Here is a 14,985-nt window from a genome sequence, read left to right on the forward strand (position 1 = left end):
AGGTATACTCTCCCCATCGTTCCACACCCAATTAATCCGATGTTCATGCCTACCACCCTCCTCCTCTTTCTCCTTCATTTTAATGAAATCCACAAAAAAGGATGGTCAAAATTATTACAAAAGCAGACAATTCTGATAATTCAATGTTGCCTTATAGTAAGATAGAAAAAGAGAGCCCCTAAGGCTCCCCTGTTTATGTTTTATGAACGAACGACAGCATTTCCCCTTATGGATAACCACCGAACTGCTCTCCGAACAAGCCCTCTAGCGTTGGCAGCTCCCTCCCGCAAATGCTAGAGGGCTATCGAGACAGATGCGATTCCAAATCTCGTATATTTCCCCATTTTTTCGAGTACACGTTTTTGTATAAGCTTCGTCATTTCTTCGTGAAAGCCAATGAGGTGCAACTAGCCGGTTTATGATTATGTACTTATGTCACATCAGTCCCTACAAGGAATACAGTTTGAGCACAGCCGCCATGGCAGCTACACTCAATTTGTGCCATTACTGGCCACTTTTAAGTAATCAAGAAACTGCCGCAGCTATCCGGAATCGACCCCATCCCTTGTTTTACTCATTAATTAATACCTCTTTATGTATGCCTCGCCAAATGGATCGTCCGTAGCGCTTCGATCAGAGTATTCTCTTCGTCACTTAGACGTTTTATGTACTGCAACTCAATCGGTTCAGGTGTTATCACCAGTTTCACTCACTCTCATAAGGCGATTTTTTCCTTCCACACGGCGACATCAATTAATTAATTATCCCGTTTTGACCATGTTCTTGTCATCGTCCTGGAAAATAACAAGGAAGTGCTGTCACACATTCCCCTTCAAATATTAGCTAAAGTGATCGCTATTAACCAAGGCAGACACATTTGTCTCTTATGTCTCTCTTATGTCACTTTACATTTTTATTTATCTTTATTACCTCCTATTATCTCGATATGGATTATTCAATAAATGTGTTGTCCTAATGTATAAATATTTGCATTGAAACAAAAAATAAAGTTGATTTTAATTCTAAAAAGTGAATGGGGTATTAAAATGAAAAGAGTGATGATAGTTATTAGCTTAATCGGTTGTATCATGATGTTTTCGGCTATACCTGTATCTGCAGAGAATTATGACCGTTCGAATAACGGAACTACAATGAACGCAAATAACTACAGAACAAATGCAACAACAGATGATGATGGTTTTGATTGGGGTTGGCTTGGTCTATTAGGTTTAATTGGTTTAGCAGGAGCTAGAAATCGTGCTCGAGATCGNTACACTGGGGGTGTTTGTGTGCGATTACTAGTACTTAAAAAAATCATGCAGGTTCCTATATGTTATAAAGTACCAAACATGATTTATCTACTCGCGGACATATTAACCAAGTCAAAATTAAGAATAAAAGGAGCATTACTAAATGGGAATATTAAACGGCAATCCAAAAGATGAACCCATGCATTACGGTGAAGTATTTAGTGTTTGGCAAGCTTCTACGGTGGCAAAAGGTTCTATATCTTGCTATCAAGCTTATTTAAACCACGCCGGCGACAAAGAACTTAAAAAGGTGCTGGACGCACTCATTGATCAAGCAAAACTTGAAATTAAGGAACTAGATGCATTGCTTACTGATAACGGGATTGCTGCCACTCCAGTAATGCCTGAAAGACCGTCAGTAAAACTTGAAGATATCCCTGTAGGTGCAAGATTTACAGATCCCGAAATTTCAGCTAAGATTGCAGCTGACACTTCGATGGGGCTAGTTGCTTGTAGTCNTGATCCCGAAATTTCAGCTATGATTGCAGCTGACACTTCGATGGGGCTAGTTGCTTGTAGTCAAGTTATGGGTCAATCCATAAGGGAGGATATTGGCGCATTTTTTGCGAAGTACCATATCACAAAAACAGCATTAGGCTTAAAAATACTTGAGATGAGTAAAGATAAGGGATGGCTTATTCCTCCTCCTTTACAAATTAAAAGGCCTGAAACAGTTAACGTCTAAAGTAAATCCTATCCCTTTGGGATAGGATTTTTCTTATTTTATCAAGACGCTATAATAAATTTTGGATACAAAAAATAAAGTTGGATATATTATTTTCAAATTAGGAGCTGAAATTATGTGGGAGGAAAATATAAATTGATGAAAAATACATATTTCAAACCAAAACAGCCCAATAATTGTAAAGGATGTTTATGGGGGAATTGGGATGGGCTACGACAATTTTGTTCTAAACAAAACTGTATTAAATTGAAATGATTTATTGGGTCAAAGTATTAAATTTCCTCCGTGGGATAAAATAAATAACGTTTCACTCCCTAATGCTGCATCTCGATTTAATTCGAATATGCAGCTTTTTTATGTATTGGTAGCTATTAATCAATAAAAAATCTCTTTGTATATATTTTTGATTCTAAGGAACTATATTCAAGAAAAAATAATTACTAAAAAGAAGGAAACAATACAATGAATCAATTTCAACCAAACAACCAAATTTCTCAGCAAATCGCTCAACGTGAACAACAAGCTGCACAAATAATTCAAACAGCCTTACAAGGACATCAAACGGCACTACAACAATTACAACAAATCTCCAATATCTGCAATCAAATTTCACATGCACAAACAACTAAATCGCAGGTAAATGCCAATTTGGCGAAATGCGTACAATGATGCAGTGCTTTTTTCAGAGCAGCAACTTTCGCGGTAATNCAACCAAATTTCTCAGCAAATCGCTCAACGTGAACAACAAGCTGCACAAATAATTCAAACAGCCTTACAAGGACATCAAACGGCACTACAACAATTACAACAAATCTCCAATATCTGCAATCAAATTTCACATGCACAAACAACTAACTCGCAGATAAATGCCTATTCAAATATGAATAATCAGCAACCATTTGGTGTAAATCACTATTCACACTAATCACACTAATTATATGTCCTTTGTATTTTCATGCAAAGAATGTATGGAATGAGGTTATATGTACTTCTATAAAGAAGACTTAATCAACAACATTGTAGTGGACAAACCTGATCCAGCAGCAGCCAAGGTTTTACAAGAAACGCTTGGCGGGCAATTTGGCGAAATGCGTACAATGATGCAGTACTTTTTTCAGAGCAGCAACTTTCGCGGTAATGCTACACAATACCGTGATTTAATCCGTGGTGTGTTTCTAGAGGAAATAAGCCATGTTGAACTAGTTCAACATACAATTAACCAATTATTGAACGGTTCCGGAGGAGAGCTGCCTGGTAATATCGGTGTTGACTCCGCCCTCTCGATGAAGCCGTTAAACTCGCTAATCCCCACCACTATATCGTTGGTGCCCAAAGCTCTTTGCCTGTCGATGCTGCAGGTAATTCATGGCTGGGCAATTACGTGTATAATCACGGTAATTAATCAGTGATTATTGAATAATGTAGTGCGTGAGTCTACTGGCGTTTTACAAAAATCAAGGATTTATGAAATGAGTTCAAATAAGACGTTTCGGGAAACATTAGCCTTTCTTATGGTGCGTGATAATGCAAATCAGAACGCATTTGCTAAGGCTCTAGAAACGCTTGGCGTCGATTGGGNTTCGATTGGGGCAATTTATTTTCCGTTCCGAATTACGATATTAGGTTGTCATCTGTGGGATGTAAAAAACTAACTCAATTTTTTTTTAACAACTGAAGCGTTTACGTTTGTTTGTGTGCCACCAGCCAAAGTCTGAAGGGTAACCGCTGCTGCTGAACTATGATTTCGCAAAGTAAGAAAATCCCCAAATGCTAGAGCGATTGTAGCCTGACCTTTATTTTGCTGAGTGCCGGCACCTGAACCGTAAACGGTTCCCGTAGCCAGGGCGCCATTTAAAAATAGTGCGAATTGGTTGGGTTCTACTCCTGACACGGAAAAAGTAACCTCGTAGTTTCCCGAATTGGTAACTGCAATCTGAGCAGTTCCGAGGGTAAGAGTAATTTCAGGTCTAAGAATACCATTTGAATCGAATGTAACATCATTCTCTACAGGAACAGTTTGAGCACTTACATTATAAACATATCCAGAAACTATGGGGGGAAAGATTGGATATATGATTGCCATTCCGCGAGTACGTATCAGATATACAACAATGGTCGTTTATTTTGACTATGCCGAAAATCCAAAACAATAAGGATTTTCGGCATCACGTCAATTTAGAAAATTAGTTTACAACAAATTCGATTACAATTGGAGTTGCAGGGTCGAGCGTATCACCGTCTGGAATGGTAATAGCAGTAGTGGTTACGCTGGAAGTATCCGCTGTTTGAATCTGTGCATTGATGTAAAGATTATAATACGCAGGAGCAGTTGGAAATGCTGTGGGAGCAACACCGGCATCATTGGTGGTGGCTGTAGCAAGAATATTATATGCAGCACCGACACCAGTTCCGTCTGCTGCTGTAGCACTAAATCTTCTAGCAGCCATAAAGGGTTTTGTAATTGGCATTTATATCACCTCGCTTCTCTCAACTAGCTTATGCAATTGATAGAATTCAGTGAACGGCTAATTGTACATTGCATCATTTTAAGAGATTAATTGCACAGACAAGCGAACGGTTTCAATTACAATTGGGGTACCTGCAAAAATAATGTCATGGTTGGGAATGATGGTCAAGGTGGTTGAACTTAAACGATAAGAGTTGCCATCTTGCATTATTCCGTTGATATAGAGATTAGCATAGCTATTTTGATCTAAGTCTATAAATTCCGTTATTGATTCACTAGCATCGTTTATGAATTGATTCGCAGGAATTTCTGTTGGCAGAGGAATATCTGTGCTCGCAATAAAAAAATATCTTTTCGCAGTTAGCATACTACTGACAAGTGGATTGATGACTGGTCCCGTGGGTCCTTGTATGCCTTGTAACCCTTGCGGACCTTGAAGCCCTTGAGGCCCTTGCGGAGCGGTTACGTTAATTACTGGCTCTAGACGAATAAATATTTTTCTTTTTGAAATAACTCTTTTACGTTTTTTTCTTTTCACAGGACAAGCAATAATTGTTATCTTTTTACAAGCTTTACTTTGGCAGATACAAGAGCTCTTCAATTTTAGTTTAGCTGTTACACGAATGCTCTTTTTTTTGAGGGTACATATCTCTTTAAGCAGTGGTTTATTTTTCACTTGAGTGATTCGATTTTTTTTATTGCTATTATCACACCACAAACTAAACACCTCCCTATTAACAACTTATATTATGATTTTACTCCATTGGAGGTATGGACTTTAGACTAACCACTTGTAGACGATAAACTATATTTATTGAAAATGGGTTTCGGACTACTTCAATTATGAGAAAAATTGCTGCTGTTGTGCCGATTGGATTCGTGATCGTCATGTGATATCTCTTTCTTTTTGATTATTCCAAACGACAGAGGAAAGTCTTGTGTTATTATTGAAAATATTTTGCTGTATACGGGGTTGGAAGCGATCGTCCCAGATAAGAATCAAATGTGGTTATTCCATTCCTTGACTTTTTTATGGAGTAAACCAAGTAAAATGCGAATTTATAAAGTTAGAGATTGCCTCTAAGATCGCCACTTAGAAGAATCATAGATGGGGGAGTCATGATGGAGAAATCTATTGTGTTAAGTGTGGTAGATATCGGAAACACAGAAGACTTATCGTTTGTCAAAAGAGCAGCACAGCTATATCAGGAGCTTGTTTCAAAGGGTGCAGCAATCGGGTGGATAGATCCACCTTCAATAGAAGAGGTAACCTGCCTGCTTCGAGAGTTGGCCATCGCAAGCGATGAAGGAAATGCATGCCTAATCGCAGCTTGGGTCGACTCAGATCTTGCGGGTATTGAATGGTGGAGGCGTTACAATCGCCCGACTCACAGTCCCCATGCCGACATTGAAAAGGTGGCAATCGATCCACGGTATCAAGGCCATGGATTAGGTCGTCGTCTCATGAATCATTTGATTTCCCCTGCTGTCAATGCTGGGATTGAGGTGCTGACCATTGACTTCCGTGGTGACAACGAACGCGCCGCCAAACTGTACAAATCCCTGGGGTTCATAGAATATGGACGATTACCTCGTTTTGTAGCCGTTGGCACTGCTCTAAGTAACGGCTATTACTCATATTCGACCATGCCCCTTTAGCGTACACTTGCCCTTGTACACGGACCACCCTTCCAGGGTTAATCATACCCTCCATCAAGTTAAAGCTTTTTTCAGTCCCAGCATAGTCGATATAAAGAAATGCCGTTGTGCCGGTTGGATACGTGATCGTCATAACCGGCTTAGTCTGATTGATCGGCGGTGTCACCGATGCATCCTTTTCTACAACCTGCTCCGCCCAAAATGACCATGCCCCATGAAGATCCTTCACTTGTTCTTGTACAATCAGCTCCACGCCAGGGCGACTGTAGAAAGTGCGTTTGCCATTCGTCCAGGTTGTTTCATCAGCCCAGCGCGTCCGGAAGAGCTTATCCGTAAGGCGTGGGATTATGAATGAGGGCTGGGCTTCGTATCGCCAAGGTGCTTGAATTTAGGGCACAAAAAAACCGGTCGAGATTGCATCTCACCGGCTTATTGTTTTTGTTATTCCAGACTGAACAGCCTGTTCATTGGCAATTGCAAATCTTTAAATACGATCGATTGAATCGTTTCCTGCTCCGTATGCAAATGACGTACCTGGTAATTGCCATCCTGCAGCGCATACACATGAACCGTTCGATTGCCAGGATCGACAATCCAATATTCCTGCACACCATACTTCTGATATAAGTTGAACTTCTCGTTGAAGTCCTTCAATGCGGTGGATGGCGACAGCACTTCAATGATTATGGTCGGTGCACCATGACAGCCATTCTTGGATATTTGTTCCTTCGAGCAAACGACCGAAAGATCGGGCTGCGTGACGTGATCAGGTGACAGATAATCATCACTCTCGCTGAAGAACACATCAAATGGAGCAACGAACACATAGCAGCTCCGATTCTGAAAGAATGTCCTCAGAGCGAAATGAAGCTCACCAACAATAAATTGATGCAACGAGGTCGGAGCCGGCGACATATTATAGGCTTTGCCGTTAATTAACTCCCACGTTCCGTCCCAGGTCAGCCAATCTTGATAGGTGTGGCTTTTCTTCTCATCCGGATTTGACACGATGTTCGACCTCCTTCTGATTTTAAGTATCATATTAATGTAATTGTAACATGATCAAGTGGATCGTTGCTATTTTTACTCATTCATTATCATCAGTATTACCCGATTATTGAAGTGTTTCACCTAACCCACAAATTCTCATAGGGGGTCCAACAATGACAACCTCGGATATGAAGGCATTGGAATATGCGATTGATTAAATTACGGAGATCGCTACTGGATTTGGACTTGATTTCTACTCCATGCGATATGAAATTTGCCCATCAGATATCATTTATACCTTCGGTGCTTATGGCATGCCTACCCGCTTCAACCATTGGAGCTTCGGGAAGACGTTCAACAAAATGAAGATGCAATACGATTTCGGGCATAGTAAAATCTATGAGCTCGTTATCAACTCCGATCCCTGCTATGCCTTTCTGCTCGACAGCAACTCTCTCGTGCAAAATAAGCTGATACTTAGCTGTGGAGCAGTTCATAGATGCCGTCCTTGCCATTCAGGAGCATGTCGATCCTTCGATTGTGAAGCCTTACCAAATGCCTAAGGAGGCTTATGTTTCTTCTTTGAAGAAGCAAAATCCCACCACTTCAACAACGGTACAATCGCCATATGATGATATCTGGTCGCTAAATATCACGAATGATATTCCGGTTAATCAAGATCAACCTATACGCTTCCCTCCATAGCCGGAAAAGGGTATTTTATGGTTCATTGAAGAGTATTCATCGATACTGGAGCCGTGGCAGCGTGACATCTTAACGATGCTGCGAGATGAAATGCTTTATTTCTGGGCGCAGATGGAAACGAAGATTATGAATGAAGGCTGGGCGACTTTTTTCCATCAACGGATCATAAGAGAACTCGATCTAAGCGACGATGAAACGATTGAATAAGCTAAGCTGAACTCCTCAGTGGCGCAGCCTTCGGGTCATACGTTGAACCCATACTACCTGGGACTGAAAATATTTGAGGATATCGAGCGGCGTTGGGATAACCCGATATCTGAGGAAATAGAACGCTTCGGTCGCGTACCTGGCAAGGGCAGAGAAAAAATGTTCGAGGTGCGTGAGCTCGATTCCGGCATCTCTTTCCTGAGAAACTACCTGACGAAGGATTTGGTTAATGATCTGGATCTGTACATTTTCGAGAAAAAAGGGCCGGAGTGGAAAATTACCGATAAATCTTGGGAGAATATTCGTGATCAACTCGTTTATTCCAAAGTAATCGGCGGGTTTCCCAGCTTGATGGTTAATGATGGGGATTTCAACCGTGTGGGTGAGCTGTATCTGATTCATGAGTATGAGGGTATGGAGCTTGATCTCAAATATGTAGAGCGCACGCTGCCTCATGTTGTGCAGCTTTTGGGGAAAAACGTGCATTTGGAGACGTTTGTTGAGGATAAGAAGATCGTGTTTAGCTGCGATGGGAAGAAGACGAGTCGGAAGTTTGTTTGATTTAGTGAAATTGTTTCTTAACTCTGCATTGACGAGCTGTCATGCATAAAGCTTACACCAAAACCCCAATCTCATTCGATTGGGGTTTCTTTTTTCCGTCCAGAGGGGCGAGGGGGCGCCTCCACTGCCTTCATTTTTTTGCCAATGCGCATCGGCGAGCCGCTAAATCAAGTGGTTCACCGCATTATTCGGCACGGTAAAGACGACTATCGTCCCTTGACCCGGATCACTCTGAATGTGCAGCCCCTTCCCATATAATTGTTTCAACCGTTGATTAATATTGAACAAACCGACTCCCTGCCTTTGGTTCGAACGTTTGTCGAATATCTGTTGCCGCGTTTTTGTATCCATTCCCACGCCGTTATCGGCAACGGTTACTTCTGTACGATCTTCATATTCGGCGATATGAATATGAATCATTCCGCCCGACGAACGACTCATGATGCCGTGCCGTACTGCGTTTTCGACAAGCGGTTGAATGGATAGCGGGGGAAGCCTTAGCTCCATGTTCGCTTCGACTTCCCAAACCGTATTCAGCCTGCCTTCGAAACGTTCATTCTCGATATATAAATAAGAACGTACGAGAGCAAGCTCCTGTCCCAGCGGAACAAGCAGCTCGGAATTTTGAAAGTTGAAACTGGCCCTTAGATAATTGCCGAACTCGTCGAGCAGTAGGCGCATTCTGTCCAGATTGATGTCGCTAAGCGCAGCTATCGCATTGAGGGCGTTGAATAAAAAGTGCGGTTGTATTTGCGCCTGCAGCCATGCCGCTTCCATACGCAGGCGTTCGCGCACGGAACGGTTCAGATCCGTTAATGCCCGCACCCGAGCCTTTAACTCCATCGCATCCGCAGGCTTCAAAATGTAATCGTTAGCCCCAGCCAAAAAACCAGCGGCGATATCTTCTGGCTTGTTGCGCGCGGTCAGAAGCAAAACGGGCAGTTCCGAGCTAGAGTATCGTTCACGAATAGCTCTCGTTAATTCATACCCCGACATGTGAGGCATCATGACGTCAGCAATAACAAGGTCCCATACTCTCGTGTTCAGATGAGACAGGGCATCATTGCCGCTCGTAACCGCAATGATGTCGAAAGATTCCCCAGCCAGAATATTATCCAATATTTTCAAGTTCAACGGATCATCGTCCACGGCCAAAACCGAAGGTCGCACCGTTCTCTCCGCAACGGCAGAATCGTCATTCGTACCGTAATGGATGTTCGAGTCGGCAGCGGCGGCGGTTGCTGCATAGACAGGCGGCAGACTTGTTGCAAAATCCGCTTCCCGTTGAACGGGCGAATCGGACAGAGCCAAAGCAAAGGTAAATGCAGAACCTTGGCCAGAGACAGACGTCACTTCCAACGTTTCGCCGTGCAGCTCCACTAACTGCTTGCAAATGCCGAGTCCCAGTCCGATGCCGCCCCCGGGCGCCGCCGTCATGCCGGAGTCGCCTTGCTCGTAAGGGTTAAAGATTCTTTTAAGCGTCTCCTCGTCCATGCCGACGCCCGTATCAGCAACGCTAATGTACGCCTTCCCGTCTTGTGCGACCACCCGGATGGCGACGGTTCCTTCGTTGGTAAATTTGATTGCATTGTGAACGAGATTATACAAAATTTGAATGAGTCGGTTTTCGTCGGCCATCACAGGAGGAAACTCGTTCGGAATCTCTTTGACCAGCCGGATCGGTTTACTAACGGTCATGAAGCGAAGCATGTCGAATACGCCGGAAACGACCGCCTGCAGCTGAACGGCCTGCACGTGCAGACGGATGTTCCCCTCCTTGAGACGAGTCAAATCAAGCAGGTCATTTAACATAAAAGACATGCGTCGACCGACCGTCATTACCAGCTCCAAATTTTGGACGCTCTCGCCGCTCAATGAATTTTTTTCGCTGTCAAGGACGGTTTGCGCCATATTCAGCATCCCGTGCAGGGGATTTCGCAATTCATGGGAGGTGTTCGCCAGAAAATCGTCCTTCTGCTTGTCTGCCATTCTTAATTGCTCGTTTAATTTGGCGTTTTCTTGGGAATTGCGGAAGTACTGCTTAAACCAGTAAGCTGAAAAACTGACGATAGCCACAAGCACGTCAAAAGGGAAGTAAACGTTTATTACTTCCAAATGAGCATTTATCAGTCCCCATGCGGAGCTGGATAATATGCTCATGGTGGCAAGCAGCAAGAAAGTGGCACCGGGCTGATTTTTGGCTATAAGTTTGCCAATCAGATAGATAACCCAGATCATTGGAAACCAATAAACCAGTCTGAATATTTTAAATTCGATAAGATAGTAAATGTGCGGAGGCGACATGACCAACACAAATCCTGAATACAAAACCAGAACAATGGCGTACGTTCGGAACAAAACCGTGTTTGTTCGGAGCTTGGCAAATATTCCCGTTATCAGCAGGAAAAAAAAGGGGACCAACGAGTACGAGAGTATCTTTATTTTCAGTGCCCATGCATAGTTGATAAAAGGCATACCTACCAGCAGCAGGCTGTCGTTATCAGACACAATCGTAATCCCGGCGGTCAAAACCAGCATGAAAAAGGCAAGCAACCCTTTTTGCCAACTGAACAAATATAACATCACGGCGTACAAGCCAAGAAACATCAGAACCACGAAGGTCATAATCTGAAAGCCAATGGAGATCCACCTTTCGGTATTGATGGCCGTATCCGATCCGAAGCGGATGTTTCTGACAATACCGCCATTAAGCGGATTATCAAAATTGGCCACGCGAACAAGCAGTTCGATCTCATTCACTCCGTTTGCCTTATAAAGCGGGGTATAAGAAATCCGGCGGGGCTTATACGTATTCGCTTGCTCCGCCGGTTGTCCGACTCCTGCTATCTGACCGTTGAATTCAACAACGGAAGAGGCTTGAATTTCCTGAATCCAGAATCCGAAGGACTGTTGAGGTAAAGGATCGACCAAAATGCGCAGCCGGTACGTACCGTATCCGAACGACGACTTTGAACCTGCCGGTAAAGTACTTCGCCAATCTCCCGGAACCATGATATTATGCTTGTCCAGGGATTTCCAATCCTTGTTTTTATGCGTGACGAATGCTTCCGGATAAAAATCCCACTCGCCGTCCAGCGTAATGGAACGGGAGTTGGCGAAGTCCCAGCCGCGCAGATCAAGCACGCCTTGAACCGCACGAGGATGTTCAGGCGTAAGGAAAACCCCGGACCATAGCCACCGGACGCCGAGAAGTATAGAGAGAAACAGGATGAACATCACAGCATATTTCAAGGTGGTTTTGTTTTTTATCCAAATCATACAGCGCACACTCCCAACGTTTCACCGTACAGTTCTGCCAAGTGCTTGAAAATGCTAAGGCCCATTCCGGTAGCTATCATATTTCGACAAGAACTGCGGGAATCCCTTGTTCCATAATCGGGTGATTAGGCACATTAGCCAGTGCTGTGAAGGACAAAAAAAGAGGAGGCGGAATAAACGGTTCAAGTAAAATGAAGCATTAGGCTGACCCCGATAAAAGAAACAGCGGAAGCCATGGACGAGAAACTAAAGCCCAAGACTACCGCTGATTTATTTAACTAACGTCTCTGACATCTTTCTTTAGCTTAATTTAATTTTCGTTATAGGTACTTCTCCATGTGTAAACCTGCAATATATTCCCCGGAAGGCTTAACTCTTAAAGAGATATCATATGGTTTAAATCCATGCTTCATATAAAATAAAATCCCCCTTGTATTAGTGTTATGACATACAAGTTTGATTTTTTGTACCTTCAACTTTTCTCTTCCAATGTTCTCCATTATCCCAATTAGATACTGAGATACGCCTTTTCCTCGATATTCAGGAGACACGATAACATTACCTAGCCAGCAAGATTCGCCGTCATGATCATAAAAATTTGCATAAGACACAACTTCTTGATTACACAGAATAACTGTAGGCTCCAATCTGTTTTTAACGACTTCCTCAATTTGGTCAGGGGTTAAAGGATATACGGCTTTAGGGAACATGAAATATAATTCTTCTTCATTCTGCGGAAAAGAGCAGAGCGTTTCAAGATCACCTAGTTGTAACGACCGATATGAAAACATAAACAGCCTCCTCGATTCATGAAATCGCTTAAGTATAGTTGGGTTTAACCTGGTTCCATCTCACTCGGTTTGTTTCCCAATCCTCTGAATGCGCAACTTCTGCTGTAATTCCTAATGAAAGTAACGGAATCGTCTTTGTCACGATGATAGGATTGGCTTTTCGTATTGTGATCTGCTCCACGAAGATGGAAATAAGTTACGCACTCTCGCACCGCTATTTCCTTTTTTCCTATCTTGCATCCGTCCGTGTTTCACCATCAATTGGCATAATGATCACATTCGCATATTCTTTGTCTATATAACGATTAATGACGCCTAGCTCCGTATATTTACCTGTGCTGTCCACTGAACCATAATTCAGCATATCCGCCATAAAGTTATCTATGAAAGTAACCGACTCGCCAAACGGCTTCGGCTCCTTGCCAGCTTCGCCATTTTCGCCCAAAGTGTCCTTCTGCCACTTAATCTCAGCAATGCCCTTAGCGTTGATTTCCACATAAGTTTCTAAACCTTTATACGAAATAAAATAGCGAAGCGCTTCCCCTTTAGGGAACCTGTACGTTGTAGTGAAACCCTCGCCATAAGGTGCAATCTCTGTGCCGTTACTTACGCGAGTCAAATTAATCGCCAGTGCCCGCGCTTCGGCAAGATCGCCGTTTTTCAGTGTTTTAAACTGTTCTTCGCCCGTTGGGGTCCTGACAATAATATGTTTTGCGCCGTTGTCATAATCAACTTTACCGCCGAGCGTCTCGGTTACAAAACGAACGGGAATGTAAGTCCTCCCTGCCTTCACGGTAACAGGTGCATCCAACTTTACATTCTTGCCGTTTACTTCCGCTGTTTTCAAACCATTTTTTAGATGCACCGTCATTTTCTGAACCGGGTTATGAATGATTATTGTCTTTGTTGCTGTCTCATAGGAGTAAACAAATGATTTGGGGTCGTTAAACGCTCGAAGTTGAACCATCGTTCTGTCGTTTACAACCAATACATCTTCTTGGTAAACGCCGTTAATAAACATTTTTGACGGCTGCGCTGACGCAGCCAAGCTGGTTGTACCCGCTGACAATACTCCTGCTACCGTTAATGCGGCTGCTGCTGCTTTCATCCATTTTTTCATAATTATAGCCTCCCGTTGCGCCCACAGACGCTTGCTTTTAGTATAAAGTTGCTCTTCCACAAGAATTAATCACTACAACACTATGACCGACTTGCTGCTAAATTTCCGAATACGCAGCCGCAAGTCTTCGTGATCTTAACTATCTTTGCCACTTAAAACTTGTATTGCCCGCTTTATAGCAATTCCTCGAATCTCTTTACGTTTCATTATGTCAGACATAGAAAAAAAAGAATTGTTATCATATATCAAGAGTAAGACTTGTCTTGTTGCTATCACTGCTTGGTTCTCATTTTGCACTAAATAATAAATGACTTGGTAACAGTATGTTTCATATTCACGTAAAATTTTCACTTTATACTCCATGACTGTACACATATAACAAAACAACACCTTGTAAGTAAATTCGGAGAGCTCTTCTATAGAGTTTCGATCGGGGAATTCCATGAAATGGTCCATCCCCGTTTTCCTTGTCGTAATCCCACACATGACAGCGGATTGAAGTTTCGTTTGATTTCCACTCAAACCTTCCAAAACGTACTCATACCACTATTCATAATCTTCGCCTCTTTAGGCACTTGAAATAAAATCAGCCAAACATTTAATAAATCAACTGATGAACCCAGAGCATTTAGGAGCATAAGAAAGATTAAAGTCGGACCCAAGCATCCAATTGCCCCTAAGATTAACGGTAGAATGATCGATATCACCCCAAAAGGGGCTATTGATATTAGAATAAATCGCTTTCGAGACATTATTTCCTCTGTAAATACAAACCCGCCAAAAAATTGAATCCCTAACCCTGTATTGGGGGATTTCAAGAAGTTTGGAACCAGAATCAAGTGGATTAATTCATGTAAAAGCAATAGTAGGACAATATTAGTGATGAATAATATATTGAAATTAAAGCTTATTGTTCCATCATGAGCACCATAATTCTCTAAATTAGCCGAAGTAAACATACTCATTAACATGATCGTAATCGTCAAACCTAGAATCATGAACGGAATTGAAAAAAGAATCGCAGTAAATATAGAATTGGGTTCTTTTACTTTTAACCATTTCTGTAATAGTAGTTCAGCTTGTTTTTCGGGATCAGTCTTGGGGATCTGAAATACGATCTTCACTTTCACAACCTCCTTACCCAAAATCTATTCTTTTTCTTCGTTGTGGTTGTATATGTTTTAGCGACACACTCTGACCTTCTGAAAAAA

General features: G+C 42.4%; 13 protein-coding genes and 3 pseudogenes. 7 read left to right on the top strand and 9 right to left on the bottom strand.

The genetic code is table 11. From position 1 onward, the window contains the following. Positions 1-1,058: 1,058 nt before the first annotated feature. The 5 genes and pseudogenes from A7975_RS35290 to A7975_RS27210 form a co-directional block, all read left to right on the top strand. Positions 1,059-1,270, top strand: a 212-nt coding sequence (locus A7975_RS35290; RefSeq protein ID WP_304362774.1) for a WGxxGxxG family protein, incomplete at its 3' end; no start/stop codon positions are given. A 143-nt stretch (positions 1,271-1,413) separates the two neighbouring features. Next, positions 1,414-1,768: DUF3231 family protein (locus A7975_RS35145; protein WP_255314590.1), on the top strand; the 355-nt coding region annotated here is incomplete at its 3' end. Between the two features lies 1 nt (position 1,769). After that, positions 1,770-1,995, top strand: a pseudogene (locus A7975_RS35150) (DUF3231 family protein); the annotation flags it as partial. 462 nt (positions 1,996-2,457) lie between these two features. Continuing rightward, positions 2,458-2,664, top strand: coding sequence for a hypothetical protein (locus tag A7975_RS27205; RefSeq protein ID WP_065387226.1), 207 nt, complete (start codon positions 2,458-2,460; stop codon positions 2,662-2,664). A gap of 314 nt (positions 2,665-2,978) precedes the next feature. Next, positions 2,979-3,573: pseudogene (locus A7975_RS27210) on the top strand (manganese catalase family protein); the annotation flags it as partial. Between the two features lie 70 nt (positions 3,574-3,643). Here A7975_RS27210 and A7975_RS27215 read toward each other — a convergent pair. The 3 genes from A7975_RS27215 to A7975_RS27225 form a co-directional block, all read right to left on the bottom strand. Further along, the gene (locus tag A7975_RS27215) at positions 3,644-4,078 is read right to left on the bottom strand and encodes a hypothetical protein (protein ID WP_065387227.1); all 435 of its coding nucleotides are present in this window, start codon (positions 4,076-4,078) and stop codon (positions 3,644-3,646) included. Positions 4,079-4,178: 100 nt separating this feature from the next. Continuing rightward, on the bottom strand, positions 4,179-4,463 hold the full coding sequence (locus A7975_RS27220; protein WP_053377372.1) for a DUF4183 domain-containing protein: 285 nt from the start codon (positions 4,461-4,463) through the stop codon (positions 4,179-4,181). A gap of 78 nt (positions 4,464-4,541) precedes the next feature. Then, the gene (locus A7975_RS27225; RefSeq protein WP_065387228.1) at positions 4,542-5,180 is read right to left on the bottom strand and encodes a DUF4183 domain-containing protein; all 639 of its coding nucleotides are present in this window, start codon (positions 5,178-5,180) and stop codon (positions 4,542-4,544) included. 401 nt (positions 5,181-5,581) lie between these two features. On the opposite strand from A7975_RS27225, the gene A7975_RS27230 reads away from it, so the two are divergent. Continuing rightward, positions 5,582-6,121 (top strand): GNAT family N-acetyltransferase, encoded by a 540-nt coding sequence (locus A7975_RS27230; protein ID WP_065387229.1) that lies wholly within the window; start codon positions 5,582-5,584, stop codon positions 6,119-6,121. A gap of 441 nt (positions 6,122-6,562) precedes the next feature. Here A7975_RS27230 and A7975_RS27235 read toward each other — a convergent pair whose 3' ends face one another. After that, positions 6,563-7,162 carry a Uma2 family endonuclease gene (locus A7975_RS27235; RefSeq protein WP_065387230.1) on the bottom strand — a complete coding sequence of 200 codons (600 nt, stop codon included), beginning with the start codon at positions 7,160-7,162 and terminating at the stop codon, positions 6,563-6,565. A 167-nt stretch (positions 7,163-7,329) separates the two neighbouring features. Here A7975_RS27235 and A7975_RS27240 point away from each other — a divergent pair. Further along, positions 7,330-8,584, top strand: a pseudogene (locus A7975_RS27240) (SpoVR family protein). Positions 8,585-8,746: 162 nt separating this feature from the next. Here the strand turns inward: A7975_RS27240 and A7975_RS27245 are convergent. The 5 genes from A7975_RS27245 to A7975_RS27265 all read right to left on the bottom strand — a co-directional run bounded on the left by A7975_RS27245 (position 8,747) and on the right by A7975_RS27265 (position 14,898). After that, positions 8,747-11,863 (bottom strand): hybrid sensor histidine kinase/response regulator, encoded by a 3,117-nt coding sequence (locus A7975_RS27245; RefSeq protein ID WP_065387231.1) that lies wholly within the window; start codon positions 11,861-11,863, stop codon positions 8,747-8,749. Between the two features lie 320 nt (positions 11,864-12,183). Beyond that, a complete protein-coding gene (locus tag A7975_RS27250) occupies positions 12,184-12,654 on the bottom strand; it encodes a GNAT family N-acetyltransferase (protein WP_065387232.1) in 471 nt (156 codons plus the stop codon). Between the two features lie 229 nt (positions 12,655-12,883). Beyond that, a complete protein-coding gene (locus tag A7975_RS27255) occupies positions 12,884-13,774 on the bottom strand; it encodes a copper amine oxidase N-terminal domain-containing protein (RefSeq protein WP_065387233.1) in 891 nt (296 codons plus the stop codon). A 135-nt stretch (positions 13,775-13,909) separates the two neighbouring features. Further along, positions 13,910-14,218 carry a hypothetical protein gene (locus A7975_RS34610; protein WP_218061038.1) on the bottom strand — a complete coding sequence of 103 codons (309 nt, stop codon included), beginning with the start codon at positions 14,216-14,218 and terminating at the stop codon, positions 13,910-13,912. 74 nt (positions 14,219-14,292) lie between these two features. Next, complete coding sequence (locus A7975_RS27265) at positions 14,293-14,898, bottom strand: DUF3267 domain-containing protein (protein ID WP_065387235.1); 606 nt, start codon at positions 14,896-14,898, stop codon at positions 14,293-14,295. Positions 14,899-14,985: the final 87 nt, after the last annotated feature.

The sequence above is a fragment of the Bacillus sp. FJAT-26390 genome, from assembly GCF_001682865.1.
Lineage (GTDB): Bacteria > Bacillota > Bacilli > Paenibacillales > Paenibacillaceae > Pristimantibacillus.

Bases quoted from the DNA above. Each gene is read 5' to 3' on its own strand.
- A7975_RS27205 (WP_065387226.1), top strand. From the start codon at position 2,458: ATGAATCAATTTCAACCAAACAACCAAATTTCTCAGCAAATCGCTCAA.
- A7975_RS27215 (WP_065387227.1), bottom strand. From the start codon at position 4,078: ATGGCAATCATATATCCAATCTTTCCCCCCATAGTTTCTGGATATGTT.
- A7975_RS27220 (WP_053377372.1), bottom strand. From the start codon at position 4,463: ATGCCAATTACAAAACCCTTTATGGCTGCTAGAAGATTTAGTGCTACA.
- A7975_RS27230 (WP_065387229.1), top strand. From the start codon at position 5,582: ATGATGGAGAAATCTATTGTGTTAAGTGTGGTAGATATCGGAAACACA.
- A7975_RS27235 (WP_065387230.1), bottom strand. From the start codon at position 7,162: ATGATACTTAAAATCAGAAGGAGGTCGAACATCGTGTCAAATCCGGAT.
- A7975_RS27245 (WP_065387231.1), bottom strand. From the start codon at position 11,863: ATGATTTGGATAAAAAACAAAACCACCTTGAAATATGCTGTGATGTTC.
- A7975_RS27250 (WP_065387232.1), bottom strand. From the start codon at position 12,654: ATGTTTTCATATCGGTCGTTACAACTAGGTGATCTTGAAACGCTCTGC.
- A7975_RS27255 (WP_065387233.1), bottom strand. From the start codon at position 13,774: ATGAAAAAATGGATGAAAGCAGCAGCAGCCGCATTAACGGTAGCAGGA.
- A7975_RS34610 (WP_218061038.1), bottom strand. From the start codon at position 14,218: ATGGAATTCCCCGATCGAAACTCTATAGAAGAGCTCTCCGAATTTACT.